At 41.0% G+C, this 10,968-nt stretch carries 8 protein-coding genes, 1 rRNA gene and 1 pseudogene; all 10 read left to right on the forward strand.

Features of this window, described 5'->3' with window-relative positions:
* Positions 1-159 precede the first annotated feature (159 nt).
* On the forward strand, positions 160-1,698 hold the full coding sequence (locus tag HMPREF9007_RS08180) for a trypsin-like peptidase domain-containing protein (protein WP_008762458.1): 1,539 nt from the start codon (positions 160-162) through the stop codon (positions 1,696-1,698).
* Between the two features lie 182 nt (positions 1,699-1,880).
* A pseudogene (locus HMPREF9007_RS08175) lies at positions 1,881-2,740 on the forward strand (RNA polymerase sigma factor RpoD/SigA).
* A gap of 135 nt (positions 2,741-2,875) precedes the next feature.
* Complete coding sequence (locus HMPREF9007_RS08170; RefSeq protein ID WP_032813748.1) at positions 2,876-3,457, forward strand: murein L,D-transpeptidase catalytic domain-containing protein; 582 nt, start codon at positions 2,876-2,878, stop codon at positions 3,455-3,457.
* A 76-nt stretch (positions 3,458-3,533) separates the two neighbouring features.
* The gene (locus HMPREF9007_RS08165; protein WP_008762460.1) at positions 3,534-3,935 is read left to right on the forward strand and encodes a hypothetical protein; all 402 of its coding nucleotides are present in this window, start codon (positions 3,534-3,536) and stop codon (positions 3,933-3,935) included.
* Between the two features lie 84 nt (positions 3,936-4,019).
* Positions 4,020-5,234 carry a clostripain-related cysteine peptidase gene (locus HMPREF9007_RS08160; protein ID WP_032850549.1) on the forward strand — a complete coding sequence of 405 codons (1,215 nt, stop codon included), beginning with the start codon at positions 4,020-4,022 and terminating at the stop codon, positions 5,232-5,234.
* A 530-nt stretch (positions 5,235-5,764) separates the two neighbouring features.
* A complete protein-coding gene (locus HMPREF9007_RS08155) occupies positions 5,765-6,745 on the forward strand; it encodes a site-specific integrase (RefSeq protein ID WP_008762463.1) in 981 nt (326 codons plus the stop codon).
* 356 nt (positions 6,746-7,101) lie between these two features.
* Positions 7,102-7,506 carry a hypothetical protein gene (locus HMPREF9007_RS08150; RefSeq protein WP_008762464.1) on the forward strand — a complete coding sequence of 135 codons (405 nt, stop codon included), beginning with the start codon at positions 7,102-7,104 and terminating at the stop codon, positions 7,504-7,506.
* 92 nt (positions 7,507-7,598) lie between these two features.
* The gene (locus HMPREF9007_RS08145; RefSeq protein ID WP_225651615.1) at positions 7,599-9,461 is read left to right on the forward strand and encodes a leucine-rich repeat protein; all 1,863 of its coding nucleotides are present in this window, start codon (positions 7,599-7,601) and stop codon (positions 9,459-9,461) included.
* Entirely contained in the window at positions 9,462-10,124 is a 663-nt protein-coding gene (locus HMPREF9007_RS27795) for a leucine-rich repeat domain-containing protein (RefSeq protein ID WP_225651617.1), read from the forward strand.
* Between the two features lie 765 nt (positions 10,125-10,889).
* Positions 10,890-10,968, forward strand: a 16S ribosomal RNA gene (locus HMPREF9007_RS0125260); the annotation flags it as partial.

Consider the following 10,968-nt stretch of genomic DNA (forward strand, 5'->3'; position numbering starts at 1 on the left):
CAGTTGCTGTCGTTAAGCGCTGTTAAGCCTCAAATATTCTCTGTTAAAAGAGGACAAAAAAGAGTGACAAGTAGAATAAGTGAACGATATTTGTTATTATTTTAACGTCGTAAAAGTTAAAACAATGTCGAATATTAACATTTTAAAGAATTATAAATCATGAAACAGACAACAAAGAACATTCTGGGAGTAGGAGCTATTATTCTTCTTAGCTCAGGAGTTGCAGGATTGACAACTTACAAATTGTTGCAATCCAATGATGCTGCCAAAGAGACATCTTTTAATGAGATGTTCCAGCAGAATCCCAATGTCAAATTGGCTGCTTTTGACGCGGTAAACGCTCAACCGGTTGACTTGACACAAGCTGCGGAGAATTCGCTTCATGCTGTCGTACATATAAAGTCTACTCAGGAAGCTAAAACAAGAACCGTTCAGCAAGCGCCGGATATTTTTGATTTCTTCTTTGGAGACGGACGCGGACAGCAGCGTCAGGTACAATCCCAGCCTCGTGTTGGTTTTGGTTCCGGAGTCATCATTTCCAAAGACGGATATATCGTAACCAACAATCACGTAATTGAAGGTGCCGATGAGATCAGTGTGAAGCTGAATGATAACCGTGAGTTCAGAGGACGTGTGATCGGTACTGACCCGAGCACAGACCTTGCTTTGATCAAGATTGAGTCTGATGATGATCTGCCTACTATTCCGGTTGGAGATTCCGAAACACTGAAAGTAGGAGAGTGGGTACTCGCCGTAGGAAACCCCTTCAATCTGAACTCTACAGTGACAGCAGGTATCGTAAGTGCCAAAGCCCGTACTTTGGGAGTATACAATGGCGGTATTGAATCTTTCATCCAGACAGATGCCGCCATCAACCAGGGAAATAGTGGTGGTGCACTGGTGAATGCGAAAGGCGAACTGGTAGGTATTAACTCCGTGTTGTCTTCACCTACGGGAGCATACGCCGGATACGGCTTTGCTATCCCTACCAGCATTATGACTAAGGTAGTTGCCGACCTGAAACAATACGGAACAGTACAGCGTGCCCTCCTTGGCATCAAGGGAGCTTCTTTGGGCAGCAGCATCATGGAAGATCAGAGTCCTATCGATAAGTCCGGTACTACACTGCGTGATAAAGCGAAAGAATTTGGCGTGGTAGACGGCGTATGGGTACGCGAAATCGTTGATAACGGTTCGGCTGCCGGTGCTGATATCAAGGTGGATGACGTAATTGTCGGTTTAGATAACAAGAAAGTACATAACTTTGCCGACTTGCAGGAAGCATTGGCTAAACACCGTCCGGGCGATAAGGTAACTGTGAAACTAGTTCGTGACAAGAAAGAAAAGTCAGTAGAAGTGACGCTGAAGAACGAACAGGGTACTACCAAGATCGTGAAGGAAGCTGGTATGGAAATTCTGGGTGCTGCATTCAAAGAACTGCCGGATGACTTGAAGAAACAGCTGAATCTCGGCTATGGTCTGCAAGTGACAGGCGTTTCTTCCGGTAAGATGTCAGATGCAGGAGTTCGCAAAGGTTTCATCATCCTGAAAGCTAACGACCAGCCGATGCGCAAAGTAAGTGATCTGGAAGAAGTGATGAAAGCCGCTGTTAAGTCTCCGAATCAGGTATTGTTCCTGACCGGCGTATTCCCGTCCGGCAAGCGCGGATACTTTGCAGTAGACCTGACTCAGGAATGAGTTATAAATTAAGGTAAGAAGATTGTAGGATAAGCTAATGAAATAGAAAAAGGATGCCGTCATACAACTTGTCGGCATTCTTTTTTGTTTTATTAGTTGAAAATATAGTGAAAAAGTTGCCTAAATATGTATGTTAACAAATTATTTGTCGTAACTTTGCACTCCAAATCTGTTTTTAAAGAATGAGACAACTAAAGATTACCAAAAGTATCACTAACAGAGAGAGCGCTTCTCTTGACAAGTATTTGCAGGAAATCGGCCGTGAGGACCTGATAACAGTCGAGGAAGAAGTGGAACTCGCTCAGCGCATTCGTAAGGGTGACCGTGTAGCATTGGAAAAATTGACACGTGCCAATCTTCGTTTCGTCGTATCTGTGGCCAAGCAGTACCAGAACCAGGGTTTGAGTTTGCCTGACTTGATTAATGAAGGCAATTTAGGACTGATCAAGGCCGCCGAAAAGTTTGATGAAACACGTGGATTCAAGTTTATCAGCTACGCCGTATGGTGGATTCGCCAGTCTATTCTGCAAGCATTGGCAGAGCAGTCGCGTATTGTTCGTCTCCCGTTGAATCAGGTAGGTTCGCTGAATAAGATCAGCAAAGCCTTCTCAAAGTTCGAACAGGAAAACGAGCGGCGTCCGTCTCCCGAAGAGTTGGCAGATGAACTGGAAATTCCGGTTGACAAGATATCTGATACACTGAAGGTATCCGGCCGTCATATTTCGGTGGATGCGCCTTTCGTGGAAGGAGAAGACAACAGCCTGTTGGATGTGTTGGTAAACGACGATTCGCCTATGGCGGACCGCTCTCTGGTTAATGAGTCTCTTGCGAGGGAAATTGATAGAGCTCTTTCTACGTTAACCGAACGCGAAAAAGAAATCATACAGATGTTTTTCGGTATCGGACAACAAGAAATGACATTGGAAGAAATCGGCGATAAGTTTGGCCTCACACGTGAGCGCGTTCGTCAGATTAAAGAAAAGCAATTAGAAGACTAAGACAAAGTAATCGTAGTAAATTGCTCAAATCCTACTTGGGATAAGTGAGGAATATCAGTTTCTGAAAAAAAAGAATTAGGGTCGCATAAGTTGCACTTCTTGGAGTAATCATCTGAAGAATGTACTTATGCGACTTTTATTTAGCCGTTATTCGTCAATACTATACTATGCACAATTTTATGAAGAAGTCTGCTCTGATATTATTCACGCTTGTTGGTCTGAACATTGGCATCGTAGCCAAAGCCGAACAACCCTTACGGGAAAAAGCCCTTGCAGCGAAAACCTATTGCGTAGAGAAAGGGTTTAATACGAATTATTGCTTTCTGGTAGATTTCAGCATTCCTTCCGGCAAAAAACGTTTCTTTGTCTGGGATTTCAAAGGCGATTCCATCAAATATTCAAGTCTGTGTGCTCATGGATATGGTAAGGAGAGCACGCCGAAGAAACCGGTATATAGTAATGTGGAAGGCAGCTATTGCTCTTCTTTGGGGAAGTATAAGGTAGGAATCCGTTCGTATAGTAAATGGGGGATTAATGTACATTATAAACTGCATGGATTGGAATCGACCAACAGCAATGCTTTCAAGCGTTACATTGTGCTCCATTCGTATACTCCGGTACCGACTTTGGAGATATACCCCATGCATCTTCCATTGGGGATTAGCCAGGGATGTCCTGTGATCTGTGATGACGCGATGCGGAAGGTCGATGCACTGCTGAAAGTCGAGAAGAAGCCTGTGTTGCTATGGATATATGAATAGAAATACTAAATCTTAATGATAAATAGATGATATTTCCTCTTTTTTGTTACCTTTGCCACAATTAAAAATTTATGATATGAAATACGTAAAAATACTATTTGCAATGGCACTTGTGTTGACAATGTGCTCGGCTTTCTCTTTAAAGAAAGACCACTCAAAAACAGTTTATGCCTTCGGAATTGCCGCTTCCTTTACGGATACAGTCGTGTATTTTACGGATATTCAAATATTGGATAGCGCAAAGGTTAGCAAGGAAGGTTTTCTGACTCATCGTGATCTGTACAGCTATCAGCTGAAGAATTATGTGGAAGATAACGGACTGCAACAGAATAGTACCTGTATGATCTATTTCTCAGAAAACAGGAAAAAACTGGAGAAAGAGGCAACGAAGATTCTGAGTAAATATAAAAGGAACAGGAATACCACAGTAACACGGATTGATACTGATAAATTCCACTTTATAAAACCGGAAGAGTAAAAGATTAATTGTTAATATGATAGGAGATGCAGGTTTGCATCTCTTATTTTTTTATCTTTGCAGCCGTAACTAATTGGTAATCTAATGAAAAAGATTAAAATATTATCCCTTCTCATGGGTTTGGCTGCGTTGTTTGCAGCTTGTGAGAATAATGAAAACGAAGGTCCTGAAGGACCCGAACCACGTGAGCAGGTAGGACGTACAGTGTTGGTTTATATCGTGGGGGATAATGGAGTCAGTGAGTTATCAAGCCTTTTTAAAGTCAACTTTAGCGATATGAAGGTGGGTATGGAAGAGGTTGATTATTCCAAGTGTAATTTGGTTGTTTATAGTGAGATGGTAAATGACGTTCCTCACTTGATTTCATTGAAACAGAAGAATGGTAAAGTAGTGGCCGATACTCTTTTTACTTATGATGAACAAAATCCGCTGGATAAGGAAGTTATGGCCAGTGTTATTTCCCAAACAGTTAGTTATTTCCCGGCAGATAGTTATGGGTTTGTATTTTTGTCTCATAGCTCTTCATGGGTGCCGGCCAGTAATAATGCGAACTCTCGCTCCATCGGATATTATCGTAGGACTCAGATGAATATACCGGATTTCCGTGAAGCATTGTCCTCTGCTTTTCCAAAACCATTAAAATTCATATTGTTTGACTCATGTAATATGCAATCTGTGGAAGTCGCCTATGAACTTCGTGACTGTGCCGAATATTTTATTGGTTCTCCTACGGAGATTCCGGGACCGGGTGCACCTTATAAGGCAGTAGTACCGGAAATGTTTACTGAAACAAATTTGGCGACGAATATAGCAGAGGCGTATTATGGATATTATGAAAAATCTTATACAGGGGTTGCTCCTGTTAGTAATGAGAATTGGACGGGAGGAGTTGCTACTTCTGTGATAAAGAGTGCGGCTTTGGATAATTTGGCAGCAGCAACCAAGACAATCATTCCTAAATATATTCAAGAGAAAAGGGAAGTAGACCGTAGTGATATACTAGCTTATGATTTTAACGATGACGCTAATTATGATTTTGAAAAACTGATCCGAAATTTGACAGGTGGAGTAGATAATACGGATTATCGGTCTTGGTATACAGCCTTTGAAGCAGCTGTTGTATATAGGAAAACAACTCTCAAAAACTATTCCGGTATCATTCATAGAATGTTTACTATGGAAGGTTCGGAAGGACTCTCTACATATATACCTACTGGCGCAAGCAATTCTACTATGAATACTTTCTATCGTACTTTGTCATGGTACACTGCTGCCGGATGGGATGGAACCGGATGGTAAGAATAAAGTCAGAATAAAAAGAAAGTGTGCCGCCCTGAAGCAGCACATTTTTTTTATCTCCCCCCTACAACCATTCATACTCCTTCCTCGCAACCTCCGGACACTTGATTCAGACATCCGCACTTAACTGATAATGCCCTACGATTTTCGCCTGTGGAAATAACAGTTTCAGTTCTCCTAATATCCGTAGTAGCGTTTCTTTTTGTTACGTCGCCGTGTATTCATTGGTGCTACCCCCTCCGGGTTTCTCGTCAAGTTTCGGAGAATCTTCGTTTTCTTCCTCAGCATCCGCTTTGTAGAGAGAATATTTCATCACCTTACACATATGTTTTATTAAAACGCTGCAAAGGTAAAAATCGTTTGCAGGTGTGGAAAAACCGTGAAGCACCGCATTGGTAATAAGGGTAAGGAGAGTACATTCCTTTTTATTTCGACAAAAAAATCGGTTGAACATTGTGTAGGGTAGTTCATTTTATATAGTTTATGGCGAAAAAAGAATCTCAATTATGAACTTAAAAAGAAAGGATTATATGAAACAGCATAGCTTTACAGACTTTGTTTACGAAGTTATTGGCGAGTTGCGGCAAGAGAACCGTTTTGCGACGGCCTATATCTATCACTATGCCTTGCAGGCATTCACCGCTTCTGTAGGTGGTGGCAAAATATTTTGGGGAGGACTGAACCGAAGAAGCTTGTGTAAATTTCAATATTATCTGGAGAAAGAGCAGAAGAGTTATAACACAACTTCTACTTATATCCGTGCGCTGCGTGCTATTTATAACCGTGCGGTAGATCGTGGGGTTGTGGCGGGAGAATGTCGCCTGTTTGTCAATCTCAAAACAGGGGTATCTTCCGAACATAAATTGGCATTAACTGCCGGGCAGACGAGCCGGTTGCTGGGTGATGTTGTTGACGGAAAGTATTCTTCCGGCAGACTCTCCAGTCCTGTACTCCCTCCGGAGGTGTACCGGGCGCAGGACACAATGCGATTGATGCTGTTGCTGCAAGGGATGCCTTTTGTAGACCTTGCTCACTTGCGCAAAGTGGATTTGAAAGGGGACCTGCTGATATGCCGACGCCAAAAGACGGGTACTGAACTTTGTGTCAAGCTTATGCCGCAGGCACGTCAGCTTATCGAACGTTATAGGAGCCGGGAAGAATCTTCGCCCTATCTGTTGGATATCCTTACTCCCACTTCTTCCGATAGAGAAGCTTTTGATGATTATCGCCGTTGCTTGCGTAAGCTGAACTTCAACCTTTCGAGACTACCCGGACTGATGGGAATGGAGGAGGTAAAAGTCAGTTCCTACACGGCACGCCACACTTGGGCTACACTTGCCAAATATTGCCAGGTTCCCGAAGAGGTGATTTCCGAAGGACTGGGACATTCTTCACTTGAAGTCACACGGACGTATCTCAAGAGTTTTGAAGGGGAGGAACTTAATCGGGCAAATATAGTCGTTAATAATTACATAATCACAGGGGAAAAGAGAATGTGGAATGAAGCTTAAGATGCTGTTACTTCGTAAGTAACAGAGAGTTATCGATGCTGCAAAGATATAAGAATTTTAATAAAAAATATATTATTTACAAAGTTATTTTCATTAGATCACTAAAAAAGTTTCGACACAAGGCAAAAAACAAGGATAGGGCTACATACTAGTTGCAAGAGTTATGAAAACGCATATAACTTTTTCTTCCCACTTTGAAATGAATAAAGCGGAATACACTGCTATTTGTCTTTCTTGACTTAAATAATCTGTTGATAATCAGAATTATGGTAGAACTGCGCTCTGTTCTGTCATAAAACAAGTTTCTGTTACTTACGAAGTAATTTTCGCCTATACAAACGGACAACTTAAGTATAATGAAGCAAAAAAATAAATTCATAAAAGAGCGTCTTAAGCACAAACAGGAGCAGCTTTCCATGCAGGCAATCAGACAGGAACGTCTTAACCGTACCATGCAAAATACCAAAGATGATATTGATCAGCTCATCTATGCCCTTCACGAACTGGAAGAAGCCGAAAAAGGTAATCATAAACGTCATACTATTCCTTATAATGAAGTCTTCAGTTTCTTTACGCGCATCTGCCGTCTGTTCGACTATCTTCAACACCGTTGCCATAAATATTTTAATTACCGGCTGACCTGCCTTGTGATACACGCCCATTACCGATTTCGCAGCCGGACACGGGCACCCGGTCGTGAGTATCTTAGTCCCGGAACCATACTTACCTATTTCAAGCATGAATGGGAAATGGTTGTATAACTTCGAACTTAAAATAATCATTGCATTTATAACACTTCTTTTTTCTTAGGGATCTGATAGCGATTTACATTATTAATTAATAACTAGAGAATATGGGAAAATTAAAACATTTAGGTATGTCACTCCTCTTGGCAACAACATTTTTCAGTTGCGGAGATGACTATGACGACACTGCTTTGCGCAACGATGTGAACGACCTTAAATCGAGAGTAGAAAAACTGGAATCATGGTGCAGCACTACCAATACACAGATCAGCGCCTTGCAGGGACTGGTTTCAGCATTGGAACAGAATGACTATGTGACCGGAGTTACTCCTATTGTAGAAGGATCAGTAGAAGTGGGTTACACTATCACTTTCACTAAAAGCAAGCCCATCACCATCTATCACGGCAAGGATGGTAAGAACGGTGCTGACGGTATAAACGGTGTCGACGGCATCACCCCTCTTATTGGTGCGGAGAAAGATACCGACGGTATATATTATTGGACTATAAAGCTCGGTGATGCCGATTCTGCATGGTTGACTGATGCTGATAACAATAAAATACCTACTACCGGTAAAGATGGAGAAAATGGAAACGATGGTGAACCTGGAAACAATGGTGAGCCTGGTAAGGATGGTGAGCCCGGTCATTCTCCCGTTATCAGTGTAGATACGTTTGAAGGCAAACTGTACTGGAAAGTAGATGATGAATGGTTACTGGACAGTAATAGTAATAAAGTGGCTGCCACCGGTGAAAAGGGAGATACCGGTTCCGCTGGGAAAGACGGGGAGAAAGGTCCGCAAGGTGAGCAGGGGGATTCTGTTTTCAAAAAAGACGGTGTGAAAATAGAAGACGGCAAAGTGATCTTCACATTAGCAAATGGAAAGGAATTCACGCTTCCGATGCTAGTTGACGGCCTCGCTGTGGGTATTGGTGGCAGCGATTTGTTCTATGCATCGCCTTCAGACAATTCTATAGATGTCACTTTTGCTTCTACTATGAAAGAGGAAGATTATAAATCCATTGTTGCTACTATTACGAATGGTAATGAAGCAGACTGGATTATTAAAAGTCGTGGTGCGGTAGATACATGGAAAGTAGCAGTAACGGAACCGACTTTCACCGGCACAGACGGAACATATACTCCGGGAAGTGCAAAGATTACTATTACCCCTCCGGCAAATGTCAAACTGTCGGATACAGCTCTATTGACGGTGACAGTGACTGACGCTAATGATGGTACAATATCAGTTTCGAGAGAAGTGAAATATTTTGATGGTGAGATAGTGGCATGTACCGGAGGTGATTTAAGTATCAAAGGATTGGATACATCTGTGAAAAGACTGGCCCTAAAGGGCTCTATTACGGTAGAAGATTTTAAATATATCAGAGAATCATTAACTGCACTTGAAGTGCTGGATATTTCGATGACCGACTTGACTGAACTGCCGGATCGTGCATTACGTTTCGGTGGTGATACACCAAACACTTCATTGAAAGCAGTCAGACTGCCTTTATCTATGAAAACTATCGGTTATGCAGCTTTCACTAATTGCAGAGCATTGACAAGTATTGATACTGAGAATGTGGAAATCATAGGTGAATGGGCATTCGAACAATGCCGCGGTTTGGTGGAAGTGAAATTGCACGACGGATTGAAAGAGATTCGTAGACAAGCCTTCAATAATTGTATTTCACTGACATCGATAGATATTCCAGGTAGTGTAACAGATTTGGGCAAAAATACAGAAGTATCTACGTCACAGTATGAAGGTTGGGTGTTTGAAAACTGTACGAACTTAAGTACGATCACTTTGCATGAGGGTTTGAAGAAATTATATGTCTCAACCTTTTCTCGTTGTGGAGTCGTATCTATCAATATACCTACGACAGTAACAGATATCCCTGACTATGCTTTTCAGGAATGTCAGAATCTGGAGCGCGTCACATGGCATAATGGTATCACTTAGATAGGGGAGGCTGCATTTTTAAGATGCCGTTCATTAAAGGCTATTACTATTCCTACAGAAGTAACAGTACTCAGGAATAATCTATTTGATGAATGTGCGAATTTGCAGTATGTGACATTACATCATAATATCACTGAGATACAAGTAAGAGCTTTCTCTTATTGCACTTTACTTAAGTCAGAGTTTTTCCCTTACGAAGATGCTTATATAGATAGAGCAGCACTCCCCAATGCACTGCAAACTTTAGGAGCAGGTGTATTTACGGATTGTAAGAACATGGAAAGTATTAATATGCAACGTACACAGGTGAAAAATATACTCAGGAATACATATTACGGATGTAGTGGTATAACTACCTTCTATTATCCGAATGTAGTAGAAACAATTGGTGAGTTTGCTTTTTCAGGTTGTTCTGCGTTAGTGGGATCTTTTTTCCCGGCTTCATTAACATCCATTGAAACAAATGCATTCCACTTATGTACGAAAATGAGCCAAGTTTACTGTTTGGGAAGTACTCCACCTACACTTGGTACGGCTGCTTTTGATTCTTCTCTAAAATCAATAAGTACACTATTTGTGCCAGAGGCTGCGATTTCGGCATATAGTAGCAGTAGTTGGAATCCCTATTTTAAAGAAATAAAGAAAGATTTACTCCATCCATAAAATTCAGAAATTCAAATGATAACCAGGTTCCGTTGTTTTTCTTGGCAAGAAAGGTGGCGGAATCTTTGTTTTGTTACACTGTTCCGGCAATTCGATATAATAAAACTTAAACATATTCTTCCATTTTTTTTTATCTTTTTTATTCCATACGTTTGTAAATGGCAAGCTTTTTCCGCAAGTTTGTATATTATTAACGCTCACTGATTCATCGATATTAATTTTGTAGTCGTGATTTTTATCTATTCAATCCTTTACTCACGCGTGAATATATATTAATGTATAAAGAAAATAGCTTTTACAATTACAGTAGAAAAAGATACTCTACAATATCATTGTCAATCAGGTGGTTACAGAAAAGTTTCAAAAAAGTGGTAGAAAATAGTCAGATATATTTGGATTGTATAGCAAAACCTCGTACTTTTGCACCCGCTTTCCAAGAGAGGGACAGCCTAACAATTGACATTCTGCTAAAGTTTAAGGCTTCAGAAAATAAAAACAAAAAAACTTCGAAAAAAGTTTGGAGGTTATCTGAAAAAGTTCTTATCTTTGCATCCGCTTTCGCTAAGAAAGCAGCGCGACAGAAGTCACGTTAGTTCTTTGAAATATTGATAAACAATACAAGTAGTACAAGAAAAAAATAGAACCGTCAATACTTGTCTTATATATATTAATATGTGTGAGACGCAAGGTATTAATGAAGTCAATAAATTGTACGGCATCCTGAACAGAGCAAAGATCAGCTTTATGCTGACTAACAATACTTTTACAATGAAGAGTTTGATCCTGGCTCAGGATGAACGCTAGCTACAGGCTTAACACATGCAAGTCGAGGGGCAGCATTTCA

Source organism: Bacteroides sp. 1_1_14, from assembly GCF_000162515.1.
Lineage (GTDB): Bacteria > Bacteroidota > Bacteroidia > Bacteroidales > Bacteroidaceae > Bacteroides > Bacteroides thetaiotaomicron.

Excerpts from the sequence above, each read along its gene's own strand:
- HMPREF9007_RS08180 (WP_008762458.1), top strand. The coding sequence starts at position 160 with ATGAAACAGACAACAAAGAACATTCTGGGAGTAGGAGCTATTATTCTT.
- HMPREF9007_RS08170 (WP_032813748.1), top strand. The coding sequence starts at position 2,876 with ATGAAGAAGTCTGCTCTGATATTATTCACGCTTGTTGGTCTGAACATT.
- HMPREF9007_RS08165 (WP_008762460.1), top strand. The coding sequence starts at position 3,534 with ATGAAATACGTAAAAATACTATTTGCAATGGCACTTGTGTTGACAATG.
- HMPREF9007_RS08160 (WP_032850549.1), top strand. The coding sequence starts at position 4,020 with ATGAAAAAGATTAAAATATTATCCCTTCTCATGGGTTTGGCTGCGTTG.
- HMPREF9007_RS08155 (WP_008762463.1), top strand. The coding sequence starts at position 5,765 with ATGAAACAGCATAGCTTTACAGACTTTGTTTACGAAGTTATTGGCGAG.
- HMPREF9007_RS08150 (WP_008762464.1), top strand. The coding sequence starts at position 7,102 with ATGAAGCAAAAAAATAAATTCATAAAAGAGCGTCTTAAGCACAAACAG.
- HMPREF9007_RS08145 (WP_225651615.1), top strand. The coding sequence starts at position 7,599 with ATGGGAAAATTAAAACATTTAGGTATGTCACTCCTCTTGGCAACAACA.